General features: G+C 62.3%; 22 protein-coding genes. 12 read left to right on the top strand and 10 right to left on the bottom strand.

The window, feature by feature from the left end; all coding sequences use genetic code 11:
- From livG to APH35_RS25165, 4 genes are all read right to left on the bottom strand, one after another.
- Positions 1 to 589: high-affinity branched-chain amino acid ABC transporter ATP-binding protein LivG (gene livG / locus APH35_RS25150; RefSeq protein ID WP_060515706.1), on the bottom strand; the 589-nt coding region annotated here is incomplete at its 3' end.
- Entirely contained in the window at positions 586 to 1,842 is a 1,257-nt protein-coding gene (locus APH35_RS25155; protein WP_012273839.1) for a high-affinity branched-chain amino acid ABC transporter permease LivM, read from the bottom strand. The genes APH35_RS25155 and livG, both read right to left, overlap by 4 nt.
- On the bottom strand, positions 1,839 to 2,762 hold the full coding sequence (gene livH / locus APH35_RS25160) for a high-affinity branched-chain amino acid ABC transporter permease LivH (RefSeq protein ID WP_003254876.1): 924 nt from the start codon (positions 2,760 to 2,762) through the stop codon (positions 1,839 to 1,841). The genes APH35_RS25155 and livH overlap by 4 nt, the downstream gene beginning before the upstream one ends.
- Before the next feature lie 186 nt (positions 2,763 to 2,948).
- Complete coding sequence (locus APH35_RS25165; protein WP_012273838.1) at positions 2,949 to 4,064, bottom strand: branched-chain amino acid ABC transporter substrate-binding protein; 1,116 nt, start codon at positions 4,062 to 4,064, stop codon at positions 2,949 to 2,951.
- Between the two features lie 359 nt (positions 4,065 to 4,423).
- Between APH35_RS25165 and APH35_RS25175 the strand changes: the two genes are divergently transcribed.
- On the top strand, positions 4,424 to 4,735 hold the full coding sequence (locus APH35_RS25175; RefSeq protein ID WP_012273837.1) for a DUF2288 domain-containing protein: 312 nt from the start codon (positions 4,424 to 4,426) through the stop codon (positions 4,733 to 4,735).
- Positions 4,736 to 4,900: 165 nt separating this feature from the next.
- Positions 4,901 to 5,788 carry an NAD(P)-dependent oxidoreductase gene (locus APH35_RS25180; RefSeq protein ID WP_012273836.1) on the top strand — a complete coding sequence of 296 codons (888 nt, stop codon included), beginning with the start codon at positions 4,901 to 4,903 and terminating at the stop codon, positions 5,786 to 5,788.
- On the opposite strand, the gene APH35_RS25185 is transcribed toward APH35_RS25180, so the two are convergent.
- Together APH35_RS25185 and rapA are read right to left on the bottom strand one after the other, a co-directional pair.
- Positions 5,688 to 7,952, bottom strand: a complete 2,265-nt coding sequence (locus tag APH35_RS25185) for a putative bifunctional diguanylate cyclase/phosphodiesterase (RefSeq protein ID WP_060515708.1) — start codon at positions 7,950 to 7,952, stop codon at positions 5,688 to 5,690. The two genes, APH35_RS25180 and APH35_RS25185, sit on opposite strands and share 101 nt — an antisense overlap.
- 283 nt (positions 7,953 to 8,235) lie before the next feature.
- On the bottom strand, positions 8,236 to 11,082 hold the full coding sequence (gene rapA / locus APH35_RS25190; RefSeq protein ID WP_012273834.1) for an RNA polymerase-associated protein RapA: 2,847 nt from the start codon (positions 11,080 to 11,082) through the stop codon (positions 8,236 to 8,238).
- A 162-nt stretch (positions 11,083 to 11,244) separates the two neighbouring features.
- On the opposite strand from rapA, the gene APH35_RS25195 reads away from it, so the two are divergent.
- The 7 genes from APH35_RS25195 (at position 11,245) to APH35_RS25220 (ending at position 16,091) form a co-directional block, all read left to right on the top strand.
- On the top strand, positions 11,245 to 11,940 hold the full coding sequence (locus APH35_RS25195; RefSeq protein WP_012273833.1) for a M949_RS01915 family surface polysaccharide biosynthesis protein: 696 nt from the start codon (positions 11,245 to 11,247) through the stop codon (positions 11,938 to 11,940).
- A gap of 63 nt (positions 11,941 to 12,003) precedes the next feature.
- A complete protein-coding gene (locus tag APH35_RS25200) occupies positions 12,004 to 12,333 on the top strand; it encodes a hypothetical protein (RefSeq protein WP_012273832.1) in 330 nt (109 codons plus the stop codon).
- A gap of 66 nt (positions 12,334 to 12,399) precedes the next feature.
- A complete protein-coding gene (locus APH35_RS29115) occupies positions 12,400 to 12,561 on the top strand; it encodes a hypothetical protein (protein WP_003254864.1) in 162 nt (53 codons plus the stop codon).
- Positions 12,562 to 12,697: 136 nt separating this feature from the next.
- On the top strand, positions 12,698 to 12,814 hold the full coding sequence (ccoM, locus tag APH35_RS29590) for a cytochrome c oxidase subunit CcoM (protein WP_012273831.1): 117 nt from the start codon (positions 12,698 to 12,700) through the stop codon (positions 12,812 to 12,814).
- Between the two features lie 216 nt (positions 12,815 to 13,030).
- Entirely contained in the window at positions 13,031 to 15,019 is a 1,989-nt protein-coding gene (locus APH35_RS25210; protein WP_060493566.1) for an FUSC family protein, read from the top strand.
- A complete protein-coding gene (locus tag APH35_RS25215; RefSeq protein WP_012273829.1) occupies positions 15,006 to 15,212 on the top strand; it encodes a DUF1656 domain-containing protein in 207 nt (68 codons plus the stop codon). Before APH35_RS25210 ends, APH35_RS25215 begins: the two co-directional genes overlap by 14 nt.
- A 12-nt stretch (positions 15,213 to 15,224) precedes the next feature.
- A complete protein-coding gene (locus tag APH35_RS25220; RefSeq protein WP_060515709.1) occupies positions 15,225 to 16,091 on the top strand; it encodes an efflux RND transporter periplasmic adaptor subunit in 867 nt (288 codons plus the stop codon).
- A 42-nt stretch (positions 16,092 to 16,133) separates the two neighbouring features.
- Here APH35_RS25220 and APH35_RS25225 read toward each other — a convergent pair whose 3' ends face one another.
- Positions 16,134 to 16,892 carry an SDR family NAD(P)-dependent oxidoreductase gene (locus tag APH35_RS25225; RefSeq protein ID WP_012273827.1) on the bottom strand — a complete coding sequence of 253 codons (759 nt, stop codon included), beginning with the start codon at positions 16,890 to 16,892 and terminating at the stop codon, positions 16,134 to 16,136.
- Positions 16,893 to 17,005: 113 nt separating this feature from the next.
- On the opposite strand from APH35_RS25225, the gene APH35_RS25230 reads away from it, so the two are divergent.
- A complete protein-coding gene (locus APH35_RS25230) occupies positions 17,006 to 17,920 on the top strand; it encodes a LysR family transcriptional regulator (RefSeq protein WP_060515711.1) in 915 nt (304 codons plus the stop codon).
- A 119-nt stretch (positions 17,921 to 18,039) separates the two neighbouring features.
- The gene (locus APH35_RS25235; protein ID WP_012273825.1) at positions 18,040 to 18,369 is read left to right on the top strand and encodes a DUF2025 family protein; all 330 of its coding nucleotides are present in this window, start codon (positions 18,040 to 18,042) and stop codon (positions 18,367 to 18,369) included.
- A gap of 19 nt (positions 18,370 to 18,388) precedes the next feature.
- On the opposite strand, the gene APH35_RS25240 is transcribed toward APH35_RS25235, so the two are convergent.
- Together APH35_RS25240 and APH35_RS25245 are read right to left on the bottom strand one after the other, a co-directional pair.
- Complete coding sequence (locus tag APH35_RS25240) at positions 18,389 to 20,974, bottom strand: bifunctional diguanylate cyclase/phosphodiesterase (RefSeq protein ID WP_060515710.1); 2,586 nt, start codon at positions 20,972 to 20,974, stop codon at positions 18,389 to 18,391.
- A gap of 51 nt (positions 20,975 to 21,025) precedes the next feature.
- A complete protein-coding gene (locus APH35_RS25245; RefSeq protein WP_041166777.1) occupies positions 21,026 to 22,099 on the bottom strand; it encodes a diguanylate cyclase in 1,074 nt (357 codons plus the stop codon).
- Between the two features lie 129 nt (positions 22,100 to 22,228).
- Here APH35_RS25245 and APH35_RS25250 point away from each other — a divergent pair, with 129 nt between their 5' ends.
- On the top strand, positions 22,229 to 23,320 hold the full coding sequence (locus APH35_RS25250; RefSeq protein WP_012273822.1) for an MBL fold metallo-hydrolase: 1,092 nt from the start codon (positions 22,229 to 22,231) through the stop codon (positions 23,318 to 23,320).
- A gap of 3 nt (positions 23,321 to 23,323) precedes the next feature.
- Here the strand turns inward: APH35_RS25250 and APH35_RS25255 are convergent, their stop codons facing one another.
- The gene (locus APH35_RS25255; RefSeq protein ID WP_060493561.1) at positions 23,324 to 24,220 is read right to left on the bottom strand and encodes a formate/nitrite transporter family protein; all 897 of its coding nucleotides are present in this window, start codon (positions 24,218 to 24,220) and stop codon (positions 23,324 to 23,326) included.
- Positions 24,221 to 24,463: the final 243 nt, after the last annotated feature.

Here is a 24,463-nt window from a genome sequence, read left to right on the forward strand (position 1 = left end):
CGATCAATGCCTTGAGGTCTTCGGTTTCCTTCGGGTTCAGGCCCGCGGCCGGTTCGTCGAGCATGATGATGCGTGGCTGGGTCATCATGCAGCGGGCGATTTCCAGGCGGCGCTGCTGGCCGTAGGCGAGGGTGCCGGCGGTACGGTTGGCGAACTCGGTCAGGTTGACCTTTTCCAGCCAGTACTGCGCGCGTTCCATGGCCTCCTTTTCGCTGCGGCGGAAGCCCGGGGTCTTGAACAAGCCAGCGAAAAAGTTGGTGTTGAGGTGGCGGTGCTGGGCGATCAGCAGGTTTTCCAGCGCGGTCATTTCCTTGAACAGGCGCACGTTCTGGAAGGTCCGCACCACACCCTTGCGGGCGATCTGGTGGCCGGCCAGGCCCTGGATCGGCTGGCCATCGAGCAGGATGGTGCCGCCGCTGGGCTTGTAGAAACCGGTCAGGCAGTTGAACACGGTGGTCTTGCCGGCGCCGTTGGGGCCGATCAACGCCACCACCTGTTTTTCCTTGACGGTCAGGCCCACGCCGTTGACCGCCAACAAGCCGCCGAAGCGCATGCTCAGGCCGCTGACTTGCAGAATTTCGCGGCTCATCGACGCAGCTCCATGTGTGGACGTTGCATAGGCAGCAGGCCTTGCGGACGCCAGATCATCATCAACACCATCAGCGCACCGAACATCAGCATCCGGTATTCGCTGAACTCACGCATCAGCTCGGGCAGCAGGATCATCACGATGGCCGCGAGAATCACGCCCAGTTGTGAGCCCATGCCGCCAAGCACGACGATGGCGAGGATGATCGCCGACTCGATGAAGGTGAACGACTCCGGCGTCACCAGGCCTTGGCGCGCGGCGAAGAAGCTACCGGCGAAACCGGCGAAGCAGGCACCCAGGGTGAACGCCGAGAGTTTGATCACGGTCGGGTTGAGGCCCAGTGCGCGGCAGGCGATCTCGTCTTCGCGCAGGGCTTCCCAGGCGCGGCCGATCGGCATGCGCAGCAGGCGGTTGATGACGAACAGCGCCAGCAGCGCCAGCAGCAGGGCCACCAGGTAGAGGAAGATGACCTTGTTGATCGAGTTGTATTCCAGGCCGAAGAACTCGTGGAAGGTCTGCATGCCCTCGGCGGCGCGGCGTTCGAAGGTCAGGCCGAAGAACTCCGGCTTGGGGATGTTGCTGATGCCGTTGGGGCCGCCGGTCCAGTCGGTGAGGTTACGCAGGAACAGGCGGATGATCTCGCCGAAGCCGAGGGTCACGATCGCCAGGTAGTCACCCCGCAGGCGCAGTACCGGGAAGCCGAGCAGGAAGCCGAAGGTGGCGGCCATCAGGCCGGCAATCGGCAGGCACACCCAGAAGCTCCAGCCCAGGTAGTGCGAGAGCATGGCGTAGCTGTAGGCGCCGACGGCGTAGAAGCCGACATAGCCAAGGTCGAGCAGGCCCGCCAGGCCAACCACGATGTTCAGGCCAAGGCCCAGCAACACGTAGATCAGGATCAGCGTGGCAATGTCGACCGCACCGCGCGAGCCGAAGAACGGCCACACCAGTGCCGCCACGATCAACCCGATGATCACATAGCGCTGGGTCTTGGGCAGGGTCAGGTAGTTGCTGACGGCCGGCGGGATCAGCTTGCGATCCGAACGGCGGCCCATCACCGAGCTCCACTGCTTGTCGAACAGCACACGCAGGAACATCAGCACCGAACACACAGCGATGATGCTGATGGTGAACGAGCCCTGGCTGTGCACGGCCAGGCTGATGCCGTCGATGCTCAGTTTCAGGCCCAGTACCGGGAAGGCCACGGCCCATACCAGCAAGGCGCTGAAGAACGCCTGTTTGAGATTTTTGTTCATACTTTTTCAACCTCCGGGCGGCCCAGAATGCCGGTCGGCCGGAACAGCAAGACAAGAACCAACAAGCCGAATGCCACCACGTCCTTGTACTGGTCGCCGAAGATGTCGGCGCCAAAGGCTTCCGCTACACCCAGCACCAGCCCGCCGAGCATGGCGCCCGGAATGCTGCCGATGCCACCCAGCACCGCCGCAGTGAAGGCCTTCAGGCCCACCAGGAAACCGGCGTTGGGGTTGATCACCCCGTACTGCATGCTCAGCAGCACGGCTGCCACGGCTGCCAGGGCGGCACCGATGACGAAGGTGAGGGCGATGATGTTGTTGGTGTTGATGCCCAGCAGGTTGGCCATCTTGATGTCTTCGGCGCAGGCGCGGCAGGCGCGGCCCAGGCGGGAGCGGGAGATGAACAGGGTGAGCAGGGTCATGGCCACCAGGGTGACCACGAACACCAGGACTTGCATGTAGCTGATCAGTACTTCTTCAGCACCGCCTGGCCCGAAGGAGAAGCTGCCGGGGATCAGGTTGGGGATGGATTTGTCCTTGGAGTCTTGCGAAAGCAAGACGGTGTTCTGCAGGAAGATCGACATGCCGATGGCGGAAATCAGCGGAATCAACCGGTTGCTGTTGCGCAGAGGGCGATAGGCAACCCGTTCGATACTGTAGCCATAGGCACTGGTGACGAAGATCGTCGCGACAAAGGCGACGGTCATCAGGATCGGCAGCGAATGGATGCCCATCATGGCCAGGCCCGCCAGGGCGATGAAGGCCACGTAGGAACCGATCATGTACACCTCGCCATGGGCGAAGTTGATCATGCCAATGATGCCGTACACCATCGTGTAGCCGATGGCGATCAAGGCATAGGTGCTGCCGATGGTCAATCCATTAACCAGTTGTTGGAAGAAATGGTAGATCTCAGGCATTACAGCGCTCCTAAAAACCTGATTTGCATTTCGCTGGCGGGGGTAGGCCAGGAAACCGCGGGTGACGGTTTTAAGATTTTCAGGTGAGCCCGCCCCCGGATCGCGGGGATCGGGCCCATGAACCTCGTAAAACAAAGCCCACTGCTCGCACAGTGGGCTTCTACGGTCAGCTATTTAGTCACGCAGTTACTGAGGGGAGACTTCGGTCTTCGGCTTGCCGAAGTGCCATTCGTAGACCACGAACTTGAAGTCTTTCAGATCGCCTTTCTCGTCATACGACAGGGTGCCGGTAGGGGTCTTGAACGAGCCGGCGTGGATGGCAGCAGCCACCTTGTCGGTGTCTTCGGACTTGGCGGCCTTGATGCCTTGGGCGATCAGCTCGACAGCCGAGTAGGCCGGGAATACGAACGGGCCGCTTGGGTCCTTGCCGTCAGCCTTGATGGCGTCGACGATCTTCTTGTTCTCAGGGTCGGCGTCGAACGACTTCGGCAGGGTGACCAGCAGGCCTTCGGAGGCGTTCTGGGCGATCTGCGAAATGGAGTCGTTACCCACGCCCTCTGGGCCCATGAACTTGGCTTTCAGGCCTTTTTCCTGGGCCTGGCGCAGGATCAGGCCCAGCTCTGGGTGGTAGCCGCCGTAGTAGACGAAGTCGACGTTGTTCTGCTTGAGCTTCTGGATGATCGAGGAGAAGTCTTTGTCGCCGGCGTTCAGGCCTTCGAAGACGGCAACCTTGGTGCCTTTGGCTTCGAGGGTTTGCTTGACCGCGGTGGCAATGCCTTCACCGTACTGCTGCTTGTCGTGCAGTACCGCAACCACTTTCGGCTTGACGTGGTCGGCGATGTAGTTGCCGGCGGCTGGGCCCTGGGCGCTGTCCAGGCCGATGGTACGGAAGATCAGCTTGTAGCCACGGGCGGTGATTTCCGGCGAGGTGGCGGCCGGGGTGATCATGATCACGCCTTCGTCTTCGTAGATGTCGGACGCTGGCTGGGTGGAGCTGGAGCACAGGTGACCGATGACGAACTTGACGCCGTCGTTGACCACTTTGTTGGCGACTGCCACGGCCTGTTTAGGGTCGCAGGCGTCGTCGTATTCCTTGGCTTCGAGCATCTTGCCATCGACGCCGCCCGCGGCGTTGATATCCTTGATGGCTTGCTTGGCGCCGATGAACTGCATGTCGCCGTACTGGGTCACAGGACCCGTTTTAGGACCGGCGATGCCGATCTTGATGGTATCGGCGGCAAACGAATGGCTGGCTACCCCGGCCAGAACCATTGCGGCGAACAGCTTGGAAATCTTGATCATAGTGCTCCACTCATTCTGTTGTAATTCTTATAGTCCTGGCGGCCAGGGCTACAGACCGGGCGGGATTTGCGGCGTGGCTGTGCCAACGCGCAAGCCCACCTTCCCCCGGAACATGTCCCGGAACTGTACCGGTACAGTGTAGAGCGCTGTTCGAGCGCTTGAAAAGCGGTCGAAAAGTGCCTGCTTCCTGGGTTGTCGCTTGATCGACAGAAAGATACAGAAAGGCGCCATCAAACTGCCTGCATCTGCGACCCCGCCCCACAACTTCGGGGTCAATCGACCAAATTACATATTTGAAACCGGGTTTTTCTGCAAAAATGCCGGCCTTTTTTAATTGGCGATTTTTGCGGATACCACCCATGACTGATCAAACAAGCACCCTCTATGCCAAATTGCTTGGCGAGACGGCAATCATCGAGTGGAAAGCACTGGAACGTTTCTGGGCCAAGGGTGACCTGATTTGGGTCGACCCCAGCCTGGACCTGATCACCGTTGCCGAAGCGATGGCCGAGAATCGCAGCGAGATCTTCGCCAAGTGGCGTAGTGATGGCACCGTTGGGCCGGTCTCGGCCGAGCAGGCACTGGACCTGCAAAGCCGCGATCCAGAGATCTGGGCGGTGGTGGTTTCGCCGTTCATCGTGATCCAGGTGAAGCACACGGAAGAGGCGTGATCTTTTTTGGTGCGCAAAAATACGCAGCAGCCCCGTTTTGGTGCTTGAAGCCGTGCAAGGCGGGTAGAGGTAAGTAACAATTCGGCGTGGCGGTAACAGTTTACGGGATGCGTAATGGGGCTGCCTTGCGGCCTGGATTGATATCGAATTTGTCTGGAGACGTTGATGAGCTCACAACTACCTTCGCTTGGATTCGCCGGCATCGGCCTGATGGGCCTGCCCATGTGCCGCCGTCTATTGGCAGCGGGATATCCGCTGACGGTATGGAACCGTAGCCCAGACAAGTGTGCCGCCCTGGTCGCTGCCGGCGCGCGCCTGGCCAGCAGCCCGGCCCAATTGTGCCGCGACAGCGACATGGTGCTGCTGTGCCTGGCCGACACAGCAGTGGTGCGCGAGGTGGTGTTCGGCGAGCAAGGCATTGCCCAGGGCGGGCGCAGCGGCCAGTTGCTGATCGATTTCTCCAGCCTGGAACCAACCGCCACCCGTGAAATGGCAGCCGAACTGGCAGCACTGTGTGGCATGGCGTGGTTGGATGCGCCGGTATCTGGCGGTACGCCAGGTGCTGAAGCAGGCACACTGGCCATCATGGTCGGTGGTGAGGTGGCCGACTTGCAGCGTGCACACCCGGTGCTGCAGGTGCTTGGCCAGCGCGTGACGCACATGGGGGCGGTAGGCGCGGGCCAGGTGACCAAGGCCTGCAACCAGATGATCGTAGCCTGCAATGCCCTGGTGATTGCCGAAGTAGTGGCATTGGCCGAGCAGTCGGGCGTAGACGCGACACTGATTGCCGAAGCGCTGGCCGGTGGCTTTGCCGATTCCAAGCCGTTGCAGATCCTGGCGCCGCAGATGGCCGAGAGCCGCTTCGAGCCGATCAAGTGGCATGTACGCACGCTGCTCAAGGACCTGGATGGCGCGGTCAAGTTCTCCCGTGAGCAAGGCTCGGCGACGCCGCTCAGCGGCCTCGCCGCGCAATTGATGCGCCTGCACGGTAGCCAGGGTTACCTGCAAAAAGACCCGGCGACCCTGGTGGAGCTGTACCGCAACAAGGCGTGAGTACGCCGTTCTGGCGCTGTAGCCGCTCCAGCAGCGGCCGCAGCTCTGCCAGCGGCACGGGGCGCCCCAGCAGGTAGCCCTGCAGGTAGTCGCAACCGTGGCTTTCCAGGAAGGCCTGTTGTTCGGCGGTTTCCACGCCCTCGCTGACGACCTGCAAGTGCAGGGTATGCGCCATGACGATGATCGCCTGGACGATTTCGCGGTCTTTCTGGCTGCCCGGCACATCCTGCAGGAAGGTGCGGTCGATTTTCAGCACGTCCAGTGGCAGGCGCTTGAGGTAGGCCAGTGACGAGTAGCCAGTGCCAAAGTCATCGATCGACAGCGCCACGCCCAGGGCGCGCACGCGCTTGAGCAGGCTGACCGTACGCTGGATATCGCCCATCAGTGCGTTCTCGGTCACCTCCAGCTCAAGTTGGCGCGGCGCCAGGGCGGCATGGAACAGCGCCTTTTCAACTTCGTTGGGCAGTTCGTCGTGGCTGAGGGTGACTGCCGAGCAGTTGACCGTGACCTTGAGTTCGCCGTAGCCGTGGCGCTGCAAGTAGGCCAGGTCGGCGCAGGCGTGGCGCAGTACCCACAGGTCGAGGTCGATGATCAGGCCGTTGGCTTCGGCAATGCCGATGAAACGGTCGGGCCCCAGCAGGCCGTGTTGCGGGTGCTGCCAGCGCAGCAGCGCTTCCAGTTTGGCCACTTGCCCGCTGCGCAGGTCGAAGATGGGCTGGTAGTGCACGCACAACCCGCGCTCTTCCAACAGGGCCAGTCTCAGCTCTTCTTCCAGTTGCAGTGCAATCGAAGCCCTGGCCTTCAGGCTGTCGTTGAAGAAGTTCAGGCTGTTGCGGCCGTTGTCCTTGGATTGATAGAGGGCCAGGTCGGCGTGCTTGAGCAACTCTTCGGCTGTGCTGCCGTCGTCCGGGAAGATGCTCACGCCGATGCTGGTGGTCATGACCATGCGCCGGCCGCCCAGGTCGATGGGGTCTTTCATTCGTTGCATGATGCGCTGGGCCAGGTGACGGGCTTCGTCGCGGCTGTTGAGGCTGGTGACCACACAGAACTCGTCGCCACCCAAGCGCGCAACCAGGTCTTGGCTGCGGGTAGCGGCCTTGATGTGGTTGGCGATCACCTTGAGCAGCTCGTCACCGGCGTCGTGGCCGAGGCTGTCGTTGATGCGCTTGAAATGGTCGATGTCGAGGAACATCACCGCCAGGCGGTTTTCGTTGGCCTGGTGTTCGACCAGGCGTTCGGCGAACACCTGGTTGAAACCACGGCGATTGACCAGGTTGGTCAGGGCATCGTAATGCGCGGCCTGCTGCAGTGACGCGCGGGCTTGGTCCAGTTGGCTGAGCAGCACGCTGACCCGACGCAGATCGTGCTCTTTGCTCTGCAGCTTCTTGTCGGCCAGCGCGGCGCTGATGCTGGCGCCACTGATCAACAGGGTGATGAAGCCAATGCCCAGCGCCAGTTGCAGGCTGTTGTCGCCAGACGGCAGACGCAGTGCGGTATCGGCCGGGATGACCAGGGTCATGGCCGACATCGCGGTGAAATGGGTGGTAACGATACCGCCTGCCAGCAGCAGGCTGGCGCCGTACTTCATGGCCTGGTACAGGGTGCCGCTGCCATTGCGCAAATAGCGAGCCAGGCACAACGCGGCCAGGCTCGTGAGCAGGGCGATGGCGGCAGAGGTCAGCAGCAGGCCGGTCTGGTAGTACTGGACGGCGCCGGTTTCCATTGCGGCCATGCCGACAAAATGCATCAGGATGATGCCCAGGCCAATCAGCGCAGCGCTAAGCACAAAGTGATACGCGCGCATCTGGCTGCGTTCGAGGCTGTGCATGGCCAGCCAGGCGACACCCAGGGCAATGAGCAGCGAGAGGATGGTCAGCGAGACGTCATAGTGCACTTCCACCGGGGCCTGGAAGGCCAGCATGCTGATGAAGTGCATGGCCCAGATGCCGCCGGCCAGGCAGCAGGCGCCGAGCATGTTCCATTGCCGGTGTGCGGTGGGGTCGTCGCTGTGTGACTGGCGTTCGGCCATGTCGAGGGTAGCGAAGCAGGACGCGCTGGCGACGAAGTAGGCGAGTAGAACCAGTAACGGTTCATGCCGGCAATCGATGACGATGCGCCCGGTTGCCGGAAGATCAGCGAACAGTTGCAGCCCCAGCCATTCCATGGAATGCCTCTTGATCGAGTTTTCACTCGTCTGCGCAACCACCCTGTGCAGACTGTCCAGAGGCAGTATAGGAAGGAGTATTTAAGCCTTCCTGACTAATGGCACATTGATTTGTACGATTTGGTTATCGGATTAATCGCCAGAGGGCATAGAAACGAAGGGGATGTGGCTGTAGGAGCCTTGTGCTGCAAAGGGGCCGGATGCCTCGCAACAATGTGCAAGGCAAATGACCCTTTCGCAGCAAAGGCTGCTCCTACAGAACGCTGGTCAGGCCACCAAGGTGTCAGCCAGCCACCAGCACGCGAATGGCTTCCAGGCGCAGGGCGGCTTTCTCCAGCATTGCCAGGCCATCTTCGCGTTGCTTGCGCAGGGCGTCGATTTCGCTGTCACGCACACTTGGGTTGACCGCTTGCAGGGCTACGAGGCGGGCCAACTCTTCGTCTGCCTCCGCCGCCAGACGGCGCTGGGCTTCGGCAACGCGCTCGACGTGGATGGGCAGGATCTTCTCCTCGCCGCCACTGATGCGCTTGGCCAGTACATCGCGTTGGGCCTGGACGAACTTGTTGGCGCTGGCGCGCGGCACGCTTTCGAGCTGGTCGTTGAGGGTTTCGAAGGCCACGCGCGATGCCAGGTCGTTGCCGTTGGCGTCGAGCAGGCAGCGCAATGCCGCCGGCGGCAGGTAGCGGCCCAGTTGCAGGCTGCGCGGTGCCACCACTTCACTGACGAACAGCAATTCCAGCAGCACGGTGCCCGGTTTGAGCGCCTTGTTCTTGATCAGCGCCACGGCGGTGTTGCCCATCGAGCCGGACAGCACCAGGTCCATGCCGCCCTGCACCATAGGGTGTTCCCAGGTAAGGAACTGCATGTCCTCGCGCGACAGCGCCTGGGCGCGGTCGTAGGTAATGGTCACACCTTCGTCGTCGCCCAGCGGGAAGCTGGCATCGAGCATCTTCTCGCTTGGTTTGAGGATCAGTGCGTTCTCGGAATGGTCTTCACTGTCGATGCCGAAGGCGTCGAACAGGGTTTCCATGTAGATCGGCAGGGCGAATTGGTCGTCCTGTTCGAGAATGTCCTCGACAAGCGCCTGGCCTTCGCCGGCACCGCCGGAGTTGAGCTCCAGCAGACGGTCACGCCCTGTGTGCAGTTCGGCTTCCAGGCGCTCGCGCTCGCCGCGGGCATCGGCCACCAGTGCATCCCAGGCCTTGCTTTCGCCACCCTCGAGCAGCGGCAGCAGGCGTGGGCCGAACTGGTGCTGCAGGGCGTTGCCGGTGGGGCAGGTGTTGAGGAAGGCGTTGAGACCTTCGTGGTACCACTGGAACAGACGCTCTTGCGGGCTGTCCTGCAGATACGGGATGTGCAACTGGATGGTGTGCTTCTGGCCGATCCGGTCAAGGCGGCCAATGCGCTGTTCGAGCAGGTCGGGGTGCGCCGGCAGGTCGAACATCACCAGGTGGTGAGCGAACTGGAAGTTGCGGCCTTCGCTGCCGATTTCGGAGCAGATCAGCACCTGGGCGCCAAACTCTTCATCGGCGAAGTAGGCAGCGGCGCGGTCGCGCTCGAGGATGCTCATGCCTTCGTGGAACACCGAGGCCGGGATGCCGGAGCGCACGCGCAGGGCGTCTTCCAGGTCCATGGCGGTTTCGGCGTGGGCGCAGATCACCAGCACCTTGGTGCGCTTGAGCATCTTCAGGGTGTCGATCAGCCAATCCACGCGCGGGTCGAAACGCCACCAGCGCTCGTCGTCGGCCGCTTCCCCTTGGGCTTGGAAGGCGACTTCCGGGTACAGCTCGGCGTGCTCGCCGGCTGGCAGGTCGCGGTACTGCTCGGGTGTGGCCAGCGGGTAGGGGTGCAACTGGCGCTCGGGGAAGCCCTGAATCGCCGCACGGGTGTTACGGAACAGCACGCGGCCGGTGCCGTGGCGATCCAGCAGCTCGCGGATCAGACGCGCGCTGGCCTGGGTGTCGCCATCGTTGACCGCGGCCAGCAGGGCTTCGCCTTCGGCACCCAGGAAGCCCTGGATGGTGGCGTGGGCCTTGGGCGACAGGCGGCCTTCGTCGAGCAGTTCCTGTACCGCTTCGGCGACCGGGCGATAGTGCTCGCTCTCGGCGCGGAAGGCCGCCAGGTCGTGGAAACGGTTAGGGTCGAGCAGGCGCAGGCGGGCGAAGTGGCTGTCCTGGCCAAGCTGCTCGGGGGTGGCGGTGAGCAGCAGCACGCCCGGGATCACCTGGGCCAGTTGCTCGACCAGGCTGTATTCGGTGCTGGCCTGGTCTTCGTGCCAGACCAAGTGGTGAGCTTCGTCGACGACCATCAGGTCCCAGCCAGCGGCAAACAGCGCGTCCTGGGCTTTTTCGTCGTCGACCAGCCACTCCAGCGCTACCAGCGCCAGCTGGGCGTCTTCGAACGGGTTGCTGGCGTCGCTTTCGATGAAGCGTTCGGCGTCGAACAGGGCTACCTGAAGGTTGAAGCGCCGGCGCATTTCCACCAGCCACTGGTGCTGGAGGTTTTCTGGCACCAGGATCAGTACGCGGTTGGCACGGCCAGACAGCAGCTGGCGGTGAATGACCAGGCCGGCCTCGATGGTTTTGCCCAGGCCCACTTCGTCGGCCAGCAAAACGCGCGGAGCGCTGCGGTCGGCGACTTCACGGGCGATGTGCAACTGGTGGGCGATGGGTTGTGCGCGGCAGCCGCCCAGGCCCCACAGCGCCGACTGCATCTGTTTGCTGGTGTGCTGCAGGGTGTTGTAGCGCAGGCTGAACCACGACAGCGGGTCGATCTGCCCGGCGAACAGGCGGTCGCTGGCCAGGCGGAACTGGATGAAGTTCGACAGCTGAGTTTCTGGCAGGGTACGCGGCTGGTTTTGCCCGTCCAGGCCGTGGTAGACCATCAGCCCGTCGATGTCCTCGACCTCGCGGACGGTCAGCTTCCAGCCTTCGAAGTGGGTGATCTGGTCACCTGGCGAGAAGCGCACGCGGGTCAGCGGCGCATTGCGCAGGGAATACTGGCGGGTGTCGCCAGTGGCCGGGTAGAGCACGGTCAACAGGCGGCCATCCTGCGCCAGGATGGTACCCAGGCCGAGCTCTGCTTCGCTGTCGCTGATCCAGCGTTGCCCCGGTTGATACTGCTGCGCCATACTGCCTGAACTCCCGCGATGAAAAAGCCGATTATGTTAACGGATCGGCCGGTCAGACCAAAGTGCGAACGCACCGAAAGGTGCCGAACGACAACAGGAAGTAAGTCAGTCTAGCCGTTTCATCGTCTCGCACCGTGCAGCCGACGAGGGCCTCGCATCAACATGTCTGCCAAGCATCGCTGGATCAGCGCTTCGATGGCCGTGGGCAGCCTGCTGCTGCTGAGCGCCTGCGAGCAGAAAAACTTCGAGACCTTGCCCCCCATTCCGATGGAGCAGCTTGAGGTACTCGGCGTACAGACGCCGATCAAGAGCGTGCATTTTCGTGATCGCGACGGCGAAGGCCTACTGGTGTTGAGCCGCAGCGATGGCCAGGCCAGCGACCCGGAAAGCGAACAGGAAGTGGACAAGGTGGTGCTCAAGGCCACCTTGTACGGGCGCACGGCTGAGAGTGACGCCTTCAAGGCGCGTTGGCAGATCGAGCAGGAAACCACGTGCCCGGGGCTGGACCTGGACGTGGACTTCTACAATGACGTCAGTGACGTCAGCGACCTGAACAAGGATGGTGTAGCCGAGGTGACCGTGGCCAGCCATGCCTTCTGCGGTGGCGGTATCGACCCGCACGACATCGCCATCGAGATGCGCGAAGGGCAGGCCAGCTACACCATTACCGGCCAGTCGCTGATCACCCCGGCGGGCGAGGACCCCGTCGGTGGCGAGCGCGAGGACAGCGCCTCGCTGAAAAACGCGCCGCAAGTATTGCGTGATCATATGGACGCGGTCTGGCAGCAGGTTTACAAGCGGCCTTGGAGCGAAGCCAGCCCGCCAGGCGACGATGAGCCTGACGACGAAGCCGAGTAAATGTTGCCCACAACATCAAGGTAAACCCACGCCTGCCGATACATGGGGCATAGGAGAACGTCCATGCTGCCGCCGATCATCCCGCTCAGTGCTGCCCCGGTGACCTCGCAACAGGACCCGGTCAAGCCAACCCCCGACATCAAGCCTGTGGTGCCGGCGCAGCCTGCGTCCGGTGAAAGTGCCATCGACCTCAAGCAGCAGCGCGACCCGCAGGAGCAGGCACTGTTGCTGCGTGACGAGCAGCGTCGCCAGCAGCAACGTCGGCAAAAGGGTGATCAGCAGCGGTACAACGCCCTACCAGGTGACGAGGTCAACGCCGACAACACCGTGCCAGTGGCGCCATTGATGGGCGAGCATGTACGGCAGGGGTTGCTGGTGGACATCGAAGTCTGACGCAGGGCTGGTCAGCGCCTGCCGCTGGCTTCATCATGCAATTCTCAGTTGATCGTCGAGCCACCCATGAGCCAAGACAACCTCATCGATTTCGATGCCGAACGCGCCAAGCGCGTCCACGACCTCAAGGAAAAACGCCTGAACGAGATGCGCAACGCATTCGAGCAGGCCCTGCCGTTGAGCACCAGCAAGAAAAAGAAGCCCAAGGGCAAGCCCAAGAAGCGCTGAAACTTGACGCAGGTCAACCCTGCACCCGCCTCGCGTGCCCGGCCCCGGGCACCATTGACCCCGATCAATTTTCCCAGTCCCCACATTGGTTAACTTGCCCTCCATCGGACAACGGCAAACGAATGGGGAGGCCAGCATGTTCTTCGACAACGTGGTTATCGCCGGTGTGGTAACGGTCGGGTTGATGTTCGCTTTCTTTGCCGGTCTGGGCATTTTCATCTGGAAGGACTCGAAAAAGCGCAAGCCGCGCTGACCTTCCGGGTATACGAGCACGCAAGGCATTTAGGGCGACTTCGGTCGCCCATTTTTTTGCCTGCAATTTTTGTGTTGCCTGTGCGCGAAAGGGTCGGCATAGGTTGACTGAGATGGGTTGCTTAGATGATTAGCTAGCTAATTAATTGTTTCCGCTTTATCCTGCTCACCATTGTCTATCGTTTCAGTAAGACCATTCCCCCGCAAGGTCCGCCTCGTGCCCATCACCCTTCAGGCCCTGTTCGCCCCCAGCAGCCTCGCCCTCAAGTTCGCCATCAAGACTTTGCTCGGTGGTGGCCTGGCGTTGTGGCTGGCGATGCGTTGGGGCCTGGAGCAACCCGCTTGGGCGCTGATGACGGCTTTCATCGTCGCCCAGCCGCTATCGGGCATGGTGGTTCAGAAAGGCCTGGCGCGGTTTGCGGGTACCTTGGTCGGCACCGTCATGTCGGTAGTGTTAATTGGCCTGTTCGCGCAGACACCTGGCCTGTTTCTGCTTAGCCTGGCCTTGTGGCTGGCGCTTTGTACCGCCGCGTCCACCCAGTTGCGCAGCGCCTGGGCCTACGCCTTCGTGTTGGCCGGCTACACCGCGGCGATCATTGCCTTGCCGGCCATCGACCACCCGCTGCAGGTGTTCGACCAGGCCGTGGCCCGTTGCACCGAGATTTGCCTGGGCATTTTCTGCGCTACAGCCAGCAGTGCCTTGCTCTGGCCCATGCGGGTCGAGCAGCAACTGGGCGGGCAAGCACGGCAGGCTTTGCAGAACGGCCTGCAAGCCGCCAGCGCCATGCTGGGTGGTGAGGACGAGGCGCGTAAAGGCCTGCTGGACAGCCTGGGGCGCATCGTTGCCATCGACAGTCAACGTGAGCATGCCTGGTTCGAGGGCAACCGCGGGCGCCAGCGTGCCCGTGCCATTCGCGGCCTTAGCCAGAAGCTGATGGTGCTGTTGCGCATCTCCCGTTCGGTGCGCCGCCAGTGGCGGCAACTGGATGAGCGGGAGGCCGGGCGTCTGGCGCCCTGGTTGGAGGAGGTGCGCACGCTGCTGGGCAAACCCGATCAGCCCAGCCTGTTGCTGTTACGCCAGCGCATTTGGGATGCCGCTCACAATGAGCAGATCAGCCCGTCGGAACACTTCTGCCTGGCGCGCATGGCCCTGCTGCTGGATTACGCCATGGCTGCCAGCCAGGCGCTGGAGGATGTGGAGGCTGGCAGGGCACCCAAGGATGTGTCCCAGGGCTTGGCTGCACACCGTGATTGGTCGCTGGCCTTGCTGTTCGGTTCGCGTAGCGCGCTGGCCTTTCTGGTCATGAGCGGCTTCTGGCTGGCCACGGCCTGGCCTTCGGCGCCGGGTGGCCTGGTGCTGACCTGTGTGGTCTGCAGCCTGTTCGCCAGCCGCGAGAATGGTGCGCAAATTGGCCTGAGCTTTCTGCGGGGGATCTTTTTGGCGATACCTGCGGCGTTTTTGGTCGGGCAGATCTTGCTCCCGCAATGGAGCAGCTTCGCCATGCTCTGCCTGGGTATGGGTGTGCCGCTGTTTCTGGGCGCATTGGGTATGGCCCACCCACGTACCGGGGCCACCGCCACCTCCTACTGCCTGCACTTCATTGTGCTGGTGTCGCCGCTTAACGCCATGCAGTTCGGCGTGGCGACCCTGCTGAACAGTGCCCTGGCGATGCTGGTGGGGGTATCGGCGGCGGTCATGGCCTTTCGTTTATTGGTGTTTCGCCACCCGGCCTGGCTGGGGCGGCGCTTGCGCGCGGCAACCCAAAGCGACTTGGTGCGCCTTACCCGGCGCGATTTGCGCGGGGCCGACAGCTGGTTTGGCGGGCGCATGGCCGACCGCCTGATGCAACTGGCGCGGCATGCCAGCGAATTACCGGAAGACCAGCGCAAACGCTGGGATGATGGCCTGCACGGGCTGGATATCGGCGACGAACTGGTGCACCTGCGCATGTGTCTGGCTGTCGCCCAGGCCCCCTTGGGGCTAGCCGAGCGTGAGTACCTGCAACAAGTGGAGGCAGTGCTGGCCAAAGGGCCGGCTGCCGGGCGTGGTCAGCGCCTGGATACTGCCAGTGAACAGTTCCTTGCTGCATTGCGCCGCCTGCCTGCCAGCGACCCGCTACGGCTGGCCGAGGGGGCGGTGCTGCAGTTGCAGAAAAGCTGGGGCAAGTGGTGTCGCTGGCAGGAGGAAACCCATGGGGTTGCGTGAGTGGGAAGTGGGCGGCGTGCTGCTCAGCCCGTTTCTGCTTTATGTGTTGTTGGCGCTGCTGCTCACCGGCCTGCTGCGCCTGGTGGTGCAGGCTACACCGTTGGGGCGCTGGATCTGGCACGAAGCGCTGTTCGACGCGGCGCTGTTCGTTTGTGTGTTGTTCCTGGTGGTGCGCCTGCTGGGAGCGTTATAAAGGAGTGTTTCGATGCGTGCGGCCGTACGTACTCTGGTAACCCTGTGTGTGGTGGCTTTGGCCGTGTTGGCCGGCTACCAGCTGTGGCAGTACTACATGCTTACCCCATGGACCCGCGATGCCCGGGTGCGTGCCGATGTGGTGGTAATCGCACCTGATGTGTCCGGCTGGGTGCGCGAACTCAAAGTGCATGACAACCAGCAGGTCAAGGCCGGCGACCTGTTGATGAGTATCGACCGTGAGCGTTTCCAGGCCGCTTTCGACCAGGCCAGCGCCGTGACTGAAACTCGCGCCCAGCAACTGCGTTTGCGCGAGCGAGAGGCAGCCAGGCGAACTGCCCTGGGGCCCGAGGCGATCAGTGCCGAGTTGCGTGAAAACGCCCAGATCAATGCCGCCATCGCGCGTGGCGAGTTACACGAGGCTGAGGCGCAGTTGCAGGTGGCCAAGATCAACCTGGCGCGCAGTGAAGTGCGGGCACCGCGCAGCGGGCATATCACCAACCTGCGTCTGGCCGAAGGCAACTACGTGAACACCGGGCAAGCGGTGATGGCCCTGGTGGATGATTCAACTTTTTACATCCAGGCCTATTTCGAGGAAACCAAGCTGCCGCGCATTGGCGTAGGGGGCTCGGTGAAAGTTTGGCTGATGGGCGCGGGCGAACCGATGCAGGGGCATGTAGAGAGCATCAGCCGCGGCATCACCGACCGCAACAGCAACCCGGACAGCCAGTTGCTGCCGGAGGTGGAACCCACTTTCAACTGGGTGCGGCTGGCCCAGCGGATACCGGTGAGGATTCGCCTGGATCAGGTGCCGGAAGGGGTGACCCTGAGTGCGGGGATGACCGCGAGTGTGCAAGTGCGTGAGGATCAGGATCGCTAGTGAAGGCCCTGGGGGCCGCAAAGCGGCCCCAAGATGCCGAACTCAGAGAAACATCCCGCCCGATACCTCCAGCCGCTGCCCGGTAATCCAGCCATTGCCGTCTTCCAGCAGCAGCGCAATCGCTGCCCCGATATCATCCGGCAACCCCACCCGCCCCAATGCCGTGTTGCCAGCGATGTACTCATTCACCTGCGGGTTGTCCCGCACTACGCCGCCACCAAAATCGGTCTCGATCGCACCCGGCGCCAGAATGTTCACGCGAATGCCTCGCGCGCCCAGTTCCTTGGCCTGGTAGCGGGTCAGCACCTCCATTGCGCCTTTCATCGCGGCATAGGCGGCATACCCCGGCAACGCAAAGCGCGCCAGGCCGGTGGAAATGTTGACGATGCGGCCATTGTCCGCCAGTAGCGGCAGCAGGCGCTGGGTGAGGAAAAACGGCCCTTTGAGCTGAATGTTCAACAACTGGTCGAATTGCGCCTCGGTGGTTTCGATGTACGGCACGTTCAACCCAATCCCTGCATTGTTCACCAGAAAGTCGAAACGCTCGCGGCCAAAGTGTTGTTGCAGGGTCGTACCCAGGCGCTCGGCGAAACCGGCAAAGCTGCTGCTGTCGCTGACGTCCAGTTGCAGCATGGCCGCTTTGACTCCGGCCTGCTCCAGCCGGGCCGCCACGGCGTGCGCTTCATCTGCCTTGCTGTTGTAGGTGCCGATGACATCGATGCCGCGTGCGGCCAGGTGCTCGGCAGCGTTGCGGCCGAGGCCGCGACTGGCGCCGGTGATCAGGGCAATTTTGCGGATCATGGTGAAAACCTCATGGTGGGTGAATGAGGACAGGTTATTGGTCGGTATGTCGCTGTTAAATCCTGAAAATATGGAAATACTGTTCGCTTTAACCGAATAGTAGGGGCCACGTGGTGAACAAGCTGGAGTTGTTGCGCACCTTTGTGCGGGTAAGCGAGGTCAGCAGTTTCACCCAGGCTGCCGAGAGCCTGGGGTTGCCACGTTCGACCGTATCGGAGCAGGTGAGGGCACTTGAGCGCTTGCTGGGCACGCAGTTGTTCAACCGAACCACACGCCGGGTGCAGGCAACCCAGGATGGCGCCTTGCTGTACGAGCGTAGCAAGGACCTGCTGTCGGGCATGGACGAGATCGAGAGCCTGTTCAGTGCCGATGATGCCGAGCTGGCCGGGCGCCTGCGCATCGATCTGCCAACCATGATGGCGCGCCGGGTCATCATTCCGGCGCTACCGCAGTTTCTGCAGCGCTTCCCGAGACTGGAAGTGGAACTCAGTTGCACCGATCGCCAGGTCGATCTGCTGCGCGAAGGGTTTGATTGCGTGATGCGCATTGGCGCATTGCAGGATCTGGATGTAGTGGCACGGCCGGTTGGGCAACTGAGCATGCGCAACTGTGCCAGCCCCGCCTACCTGGCTCGCTATGGTGTCCCGCGTACTCTGCAGGACCTGGCCGATCACCAGCTGGTGCATTATGTGCGCACCCTGGGTGCGCGCAGCGCCGGCTTCGAATACCTGCAAGGCGGTGAGTTGCAATTTCAGGCCATGGCCGGTGTGGTGACGGTCAACAATGCCGAAGCCTACTCGGCGGTCTGCCTGGCCGGGTTGGGGTTGATTCAGGTGCCTGCGGTGGGGGTGGCCGAGCACCTGCAGCGAGGCGAACTTGTTTCGCTGCTGGAAGACTGGCAGGCGCCGGCCATGCCGGTGTCGCTGCTGTATGCCCGGCAACGGCATGTGCCACGCCGGGTACAGGCGTTCATGCAGTGGCTGGGTGAAGTGCTGCACACCCAGGTCGATGCAGTGGTCAGTGATTGAGCAAAGCCATGGCGCATGGAAGGCCACTTGCGTTAGGCTGCCCTCTGCGAGTTGCCCGGCAGAGGCGACCCATTCCCGCCAGGCGTGCGTATCTTCCGATTACATTGCGAGGTTACGTCATGGCCATTACTTCCCAGGATATCTGCAACGCCGCCGACCAGCTCAAGGGCTTTGTCGGTTTTCACGACAAGCGCGGCGTTCATATCGTGCGTTTCTCCGAGGACTCGTTCGGCATGGACGTGGCCGATGCCAGTATTACCCCCTGCAGCGAGTTCGTCTGGCGGCCCGAGCAAGGGCAGCGTATGGCGCTATGCCGCGAACGGCTGGCGCTGTTGCTGGAGCAGCATGTGGATGACCGCTTGAATATCGGCGAGCCGCTGCGCGCCTACCTGCGCCGGGGCGACCTGCCGGAAATCGTCGCTGAGCGCAGCCTGCAGCAGCCCGTGTAGGAGCAGCCTTGCGCGGCTGCTACAAGGGCTGTGCTGTGTTTTTGGATGTTTGCTGCAGCAGCGCCTGCAGCCCTGCACTGTCCAACGGGCGGCTCATGTAGTAGCCCTGCACTTCATGGCAGCGGTCCTTTTCCAGCGCCTTGAGCTGCTGTTCGCTCTCTACACCCTCGGCTGTCACTGTCAGCCCCATCGCTTCACCGAGATTGATGATGGCCTGGACCACGGCGCGGTCGCTCCCGCCGTTGTTGTTCAGGCCGCTGATGAAGCGCTTGTCGATCTTGATGCTGTCGAACGGGTAGGTACGCAGGTAGCCCAGCGACGAATAGCCCGTACCGAAATCGTCCATGTTCAGGCGCACGCCCAACTCTTTGAGCGACAGCATGGTGCCCAGCGCGCCCTCGATGTCGTTGAGCATCACGTTCTCGGTAATTTCCAGCTCCAGACGCTGGGCCGGGAAGGCGGTGTCCAGCAATATCTCGCGCACGTCGGCCACCACATCGCTGCGCAGGAACTGCGCAGGCGACAGGTTCACCGAAACCAGAACATCGTTGGGCCAGTCGTGGGCGGTACGGCAGGCTTCGCGCAGTACCCAGCGGCCCAGCGCAACGATGATGTCGCTCTGCTCGGCCAGCGGGATGAAGGTATCCGGCCCCAGCAACCCTTCCTGTGGGTGCTGCCAGCGCAGCAACGCTTCGACTCCGACGATGCGCAGGTCGCCGAGGCGGTAGCGCGGCTGGTAATGCAACACGAACTCCTGATTGCGCAAAGCCCGGCGCAGGTCGTTCTCCAATTGGCGACGGTACTGGATTTGCTGGTTCATTTCGGCAGCGAAGTAGCGCCAGGTGTTCTTGCCGTCGGCCTTGGCCTGGTACAGGGCAATGTCGGCGCAGCGAATCAGCTCGCCGGCATCGAAGCCTTGAGTGCGGGTCTGGGCAACGCCAATACTGGCGCCAATGTGCAACTGCTGGCCGTCGAAGATGATGGGTTGCTGCAGCAGGCCAATCAGCCGCGCACAGAAGCGGTCGATTTCGCTACGGTTGTCCATGCCGCCGAGTACCAGGATGAACTCGTCGCCGCCCAGGCGCGCGACCAGGTCGCCATCGCGGGTGGTGTCGCGCAGGCGCGTTGCCACTTCTTGTAGCACGGCATCGCCAGCGGCATGGCCGAGCGAGTCGTTGATCGGCTTGAAGTTGTCCAGGTCCAGCAGCAGCAGGGTGAGCGGCGGTGAGTCATTGCCGCGAAGCAGTGCCTGTTCCAGGTGCCTGGCCAGCTTGTTGCGGTTGGCCAGCCCGGTCAGTGGGTCGTGCAGCGACAGGTGCTGGATGCGCGCGTGGGCGTCGACTTCGTCGGTTATATCGCTGGCCGTTCCTCGAAAGCCAAGCGCCTTGCCGTCGTGCCAGATGGCGCGGGCGGAAATCCGGCAATAACGGTTTTGGCCATTCGGGTCTCGGTAGGTGCACCGCAGGTTGGCCAACTGCTGCGGGTCGGCGGTAGTCAATACGTCCAGCCAGGGCGACAACGGTGTGGTATCGCAGGCCAGCAGCTGGTTGAGCGGGTGGCCCAGCCAGTCGTCTACCGGGTAGCCGGTGACGTTGGCAAAGCGTTGCGACAGGTAGGTCAGGCGTTGTTGCCGGTCGGTTTCCCAGATCCAGTCGGATGCCGACTCGGCTACCGCGCGAAAACGTTGCTCGCTGGCCTCCAGTGCCTGGTTGCTCTGTTGCAGGTGGAGCAGGGTCAGGCCGACTGCTCGTGAGCTGCGCAAGGCATGGCGGCACAGGTACAGCATGACCAAGCCGAGTATCAGCAGCACGCTCAACAGAGCTGGCAATACTGCCCACAAGAGTTGGTGCCCAGGCAGCGGGCTGCTCCAGGACAGGTGATAGCCGGTGTCGCCCAGGTCGATACGCAGGTGGCCATGCTGCTGTTTATCTTCCTTCTCCACGTGCATGCCCGTCAGGCCGGCACCTTTGCCCAGCTGCGCCAGTTTTTCTTCGGTAAGCTGGTCGACGAACAGCATCACTGGCGCCTGGCTCACCTCGTTGTCGGTGACGTCGCGGTCAGGGCGCACGGCCGCTGCACTGAGTACGGCCGGCCAGCCATTGAACAACACGAAGTGGGTGACCTGCTCGCGCGCAATTGCCGCCGCACGGGCCTGGTCAATGATCGGCTGGAGCGGTGCGTCTATATAAGTGTTGGCGCCGGCCTGGCTGGGCTGGCCTTTGAACAAGGCATAGGTGGTACGGTCGTCTTCCAGCACAAACACCCCTTCGTAGCCGCTGGCGCTGTACAGCGACTCACCTACATTTTTTTCTTCGTAGGCCCAGTGCCAGTCGACATCACCTGCCAGGTGCTCGAAGGCTGCATCCCATACGGCATAGCTGGACAGAAACTGGCGCGAGGCGAGCAACCGTTGTTCCAGCGCCTGGGTTGCATGGAAGGCGCTGCGTTGGCGCTCCTGCTGGTCGAGCGTGGTCGCGATATTGAACAGAGCTCCGAGAATGACCAGGCAGGCCAGGCCGAACACTGTGCTGAAACCGGCAATCAGGTGGCGCACCTGAAAGCGTGGTGTAGGGCTGGCGGGTGGAAGGTTGGCGGTCCTGGCCATGCGCGAGCGGCTCCTTCAGGCAACCTCCCGCCAGGCAGTCAGGAAGGAGGTTCAATCAGGATAGGCCAGCTTGAGCGCGGCAGCGTCAGCGCGGGCAAAATTGACTTGGTCGCGGCCAGCGTGCTTGGCGGTGTACAGCGCCTTGTCCGCCTGTTCGAGCCAGTGCTCGGGGGACTCCAGGCCGGCCTCGAATGGTGACAGGCCGATACTCAGGCTGATGCGCAAGTGGGGTAGCTGTGGGTTGCGGTAGCTGGAAACCTGCTCGCGCAGGCGCTCCATGGCATGACAGGCCTGGGCTTCGCTGGTATCGGGCAGGATCACGCAGAACTCGTCGCCGCCGTAACGCCCGGCTTGGTCGCCTTCGCGCAGGTTGCGCCGCAGCTCGACGCTGAGCTGGCGCAAGACACAGTCGCCGACCACATGGCCGAAGGTGTCGTTGATGGTCTTGAAGTGGTCGATGTCGATCAGGGCAATCACCGCGTGCCCCTGTTGCTGCTTGCAGGCCTGGAACTTGAGCAGCAGCAGGTCTTTCCAGGCGCCGTGGTTGAGCAGCCCGGTCAGGCTGTCGGTGAGGCTCAGTGCGCTCAGCCGGCGCTTGTGGTCGCCCAGCTTGATCGCCAGCTGGTAGCACACCCAGCCCAAGGCCAGCGGGTAAAGCGTGAGCATTGGCAGGCAGGCATAGACCTGCAGGGGGGTGGCGGTCAGTTGCAAGCCGGGGCCGAGCAGCAGAAGGGCGACAAGCATGCCAGCCAGCTGCGCCAGCACCCCGCGAAAGACCATGCGTTTGCCGCCGGCGGCGACGTTGTTCATGGTCATCATCGACAGCACGGTCACGCTGGGCAGCGGGTTGAAGTGCATGGCGGCGGTCCAGAACCCGCCCATTAGCGAATCCAGCAGCAAATTGCGTTGTTCTGCCTGGTACGGCGCTGCCGAGCGGGCAGCCCACAGGTAGGCGATGTGTGGCCACAACAGCCCATTGAACAGTACCAGCAGCCATGCCCAGGTGGGTGGCGACAGCGGCGCAATGGCCGCCATGACACTGAACAGGCCGATGCCCAGGCCGATGACACGCGGCAGGTAGATGCGCTTGACGAAAGAAAGGCCTTTGCCGCTGCGGTTGTCCATCATGGTCATGTTCTTCTGCCGGGGTGCCGTTTATCGCATAACTTGCATGAATATTGTTGAACAGTGTTTCATCGGCGAAAAATGACCTTACAAGCCATTTCACGGTTGATCCGATCACTGTGGGGTAACATGAAGGCTTTCCTGTTGCTCGGAGTACTGCTGATGGTTCCTTTGGCCAACCCCGCCGGCGAGCCGGCGCCACAGCGGGACGGACGTTTTCACAACCAGGCATTGTTGCCGCAGGAAGGTGTACTGAAAAAGTTGCGCATTGGGCTAAAGTACCTGTTCTTGCGCAAACCGCCAGAAACCCGGCCAGCCACGCCGATCAGCCTGCAGCCCATGACCCGCCAGCAAGTGCTCGACGCCCCTGACCACAGCTTGTGGCGCCTGGGCCATTCCACGGTATTGCTCAAATTGCGTGGGCGTTTCTTCATTACCGACCCGGTCTTCGCCGAGCGGGCCTCTCCCGTGCAGTGGGCCGGCCCGTTGCGCTTCCATGCGCCACCGCTGGGGCTGGACCAGCTGCCGCCGCTGGCGGCGGTAGTGTTGTCGCACGACCACTTCGACCACCTTGATGAGCAGGCGATTCGCCAGTTGGCGCCGCGCACCGGGGTGTTCCTGGCGCCATTGGGTGTGGGCGACCGCTTGATCAACTGGGGCGTGGAGCCGGCGAAGGTACGGCAACTGGACTGGTGGCAGGAGAGCGAAGTGGATGGCGTACGTTTCGTCGCCACCCCGGCACAGCATTTTTCCGGGCGCGGCTTGCTGGACAGTAACCGGACCTTGTGGGCGTCGTGGGTGATTGTCGATGAGGATGTGCGGGTGTTCTTCAGTGGCGATACTGGGTACTTCGAGGGGTTCAAGCAGATTGGCGAGCGCTTCGGGCCGTTTGACCTGACCCTGATAGAGACCGGTGCCTACAACGTGGCCTGGCCCGCTGTGCACATGCAGCCGGAGCAGAGCCTGCAGGCCCACCTGGATTTGCGCGGCCGCTGGATGCTGCCGATTCACAACGGCACTTTCGACCTGTCCATCCATGGCTGGCAGGAGCCTTTCGAGCGCATTGTTGCGTTGGCCAATGAGGCTCAGGTACGCCTGAGCACACCGCAGATGGGGGAACGGGTCAGCCTGGGCTCACCGCATGCCGGGCAGAACTGGTGGCAGCCGCGGCCCGCGCGCCAGCGGGGCCAAGGGCATGAGCGAACCGTAGCGGCGCGCTGAGTATCATTTGTGCTCGTCCCTGCGGGGCGAGGGCTGAGCCTGGTCGTCGTCCAGGAGTCGCGAGGGCGGCTTGCCGCTGTCACTGCGCACTTGGGCATGGCTGATCAGGGCGAAGATGAAGCTGCCGCCGATGATGTTGCCCGCCAGCGTCGGCAGAGCAAAATCCAGCCAGAAGCTACGCCAGGTTTCATCCCCAGCCCAGACCAGGTAGGACACTTCGACCGAGCCCACTACTATATGAGTGAAATCGCCAAGGGCCATCAGGTAGGTAATCATCAGGATGATCCAGATCTTGGCGTGTTCCATCGACGGGATCATCCAGACCATTGTGGCGATCATCCAGCCCGAGACGATGCCCTTGGCGAACATCTGGCTGATATCGTTCTTCATTACCTTGCGGCCGACCTCCAAGAAGGCGACATCGGTCTTGCTGTCGAAGATCGGCAGTTCCAGCATCACCCAGGCCACCAGCAGGGTGCCGGCCAGATTGCCAAGCAACACCACGCCCCATAGACGAAGCAGGCGCCCGAAGTTGGCCAGAGTAGGGGAGGTCATGACGGGGAGCACGGCAGTGAGCGTGTTTTCGGTAAACAGTTGCTGGCGGGCCAGGATCACGGCAAGAAAGCCCGTGCTATAGCCGATGCTGGCGATTACCTGGGCACCGTCGCCTTCTGGCAGGCGGGCGTAGAACAGCCCCATGGCCATCAGTGACAGCCCCATGGAAAGGCCGGCGGCCAGTGCCGACCACCACAGCGCGGCCAGGGTGCGCTCCAGTTCCTGGTCACCTTGGCTGCGAATGATCTCATGCAGCACTGCCGCCCTTGGCGGCTGGTTGTGGCTGACCTCCTGCTCTTCGTCTGCAGACAGGCCGGGGGTTTTCTCGCTCTGCGCATCGCTCATGGCCGCTACGCTCCGTGGGGGTGTTTCTTTACAGATCCACGACGCTTTCATTAGTTGCCGAGTAGCGGCAAAACGGTGATGGAAAGTTTTTTCAGAACAAGGTGTTGACTCTGATTTTAAAGCGCGTATTATTCGCCTCCTCGCAGCGACAAACGCTTCGGGGCAAGCGGTAAGTTGTTGAAGTTGTTAGCTTTCGAAAGAAAGCGGTGGTAAAAAACTTCAAAATAAACGCTTGACAGCAAA

The organism is Pseudomonas sp. NBRC 111132, from assembly GCF_001320565.1.
Taxonomy (GTDB): Bacteria; Pseudomonadota; Gammaproteobacteria; order Pseudomonadales; family Pseudomonadaceae; genus Aquipseudomonas; species Aquipseudomonas putida_P.

Coding starts and splice junctions, on each gene's coding strand:
- APH35_RS25155 (WP_012273839.1), bottom strand. CDS start 1,842: ATGAACAAAAATCTCAAACAGGCGTTCTTCAGCGCCTTGCTGGTATGG.
- livH (WP_003254876.1), bottom strand. CDS start 2,762: ATGCCTGAGATCTACCATTTCTTCCAACAACTGGTTAATGGATTGACC.
- APH35_RS25165 (WP_012273838.1), bottom strand. CDS start 4,064: ATGATCAAGATTTCCAAGCTGTTCGCCGCAATGGTTCTGGCCGGGGTA.
- APH35_RS25175 (WP_012273837.1), top strand. CDS start 4,424: ATGACTGATCAAACAAGCACCCTCTATGCCAAATTGCTTGGCGAGACG.
- APH35_RS25180 (WP_012273836.1), top strand. CDS start 4,901: ATGAGCTCACAACTACCTTCGCTTGGATTCGCCGGCATCGGCCTGATG.
- APH35_RS25185 (WP_060515708.1), bottom strand. CDS start 7,952: ATGGAATGGCTGGGGCTGCAACTGTTCGCTGATCTTCCGGCAACCGGG.
- rapA (WP_012273834.1), bottom strand. CDS start 11,082: ATGGCGCAGCAGTATCAACCGGGGCAACGCTGGATCAGCGACAGCGAA.
- APH35_RS25195 (WP_012273833.1), top strand. CDS start 11,245: ATGTCTGCCAAGCATCGCTGGATCAGCGCTTCGATGGCCGTGGGCAGC.
- APH35_RS25200 (WP_012273832.1), top strand. CDS start 12,004: ATGCTGCCGCCGATCATCCCGCTCAGTGCTGCCCCGGTGACCTCGCAA.
- APH35_RS29115 (WP_003254864.1), top strand. CDS start 12,400: ATGAGCCAAGACAACCTCATCGATTTCGATGCCGAACGCGCCAAGCGC.
- ccoM (WP_012273831.1), top strand. CDS start 12,698: ATGTTCTTCGACAACGTGGTTATCGCCGGTGTGGTAACGGTCGGGTTG.
- APH35_RS25215 (WP_012273829.1), top strand. CDS start 15,006: ATGGGGTTGCGTGAGTGGGAAGTGGGCGGCGTGCTGCTCAGCCCGTTT.
- APH35_RS25220 (WP_060515709.1), top strand. CDS start 15,225: ATGCGTGCGGCCGTACGTACTCTGGTAACCCTGTGTGTGGTGGCTTTG.
- APH35_RS25225 (WP_012273827.1), bottom strand. CDS start 16,892: ATGATCCGCAAAATTGCCCTGATCACCGGCGCCAGTCGCGGCCTCGGC.
- APH35_RS25235 (WP_012273825.1), top strand. CDS start 18,040: ATGGCCATTACTTCCCAGGATATCTGCAACGCCGCCGACCAGCTCAAG.
- APH35_RS25240 (WP_060515710.1), bottom strand. CDS start 20,974: ATGGCCAGGACCGCCAACCTTCCACCCGCCAGCCCTACACCACGCTTT.
- APH35_RS25245 (WP_041166777.1), bottom strand. CDS start 22,099: ATGGACAACCGCAGCGGCAAAGGCCTTTCTTTCGTCAAGCGCATCTAC.
- APH35_RS25250 (WP_012273822.1), top strand. CDS start 22,229: ATGAAGGCTTTCCTGTTGCTCGGAGTACTGCTGATGGTTCCTTTGGCC.
- APH35_RS25255 (WP_060493561.1), bottom strand. CDS start 24,220: ATGAGCGATGCGCAGAGCGAGAAAACCCCCGGCCTGTCTGCAGACGAA.